Source organism: Aeromonas sp. sif2416 (genome assembly GCF_019218665.1).
Taxonomy (GTDB): Bacteria; Pseudomonadota; Gammaproteobacteria; order Enterobacterales; family Aeromonadaceae; genus Aeromonas; species Aeromonas encheleia.
On record NZ_JAHUXC010000046.1, the window covers coordinates 1 to 294 of the forward strand.

Below are 294 nucleotides of genomic sequence, written 5' to 3' on the forward strand. Positions count from 1 at the left end.
GGTCACCGCACCGCTGCCATCACCCACAATCACCGCACCGTCATTGACGCCGGTGATGGTGATGGTCACGGTATGGCTGGTGCCATCCAGGCTCTCAACCACGAAGGTCTCGACCTTGGTCTCGCCCTGACCCAGGTACTGCACCTTGTCGTTGGCGACTTCATAATTCCACTTGCCATCCGCATCGATCTCCAGCTGACCCAGGGCGCCGGCACTCGGGGTGCCCACACCCGGCTTGAACTTGGCTTCATCCGCCCCGTCCACGTCGGTCACGCTCAGGCTACCGGTCTCGGT

The 294-nt window shown here is 62.6% G+C and carries 1 protein-coding gene; it reads right to left on the reverse strand.

Going from position 1 to position 294, the window contains the following annotated elements:
* A partial coding sequence (locus KW821_RS21470) for a VCBS domain-containing protein (protein ID WP_218292866.1) occupies positions 1 to 294 on the reverse strand: 294 nt, incomplete at both ends.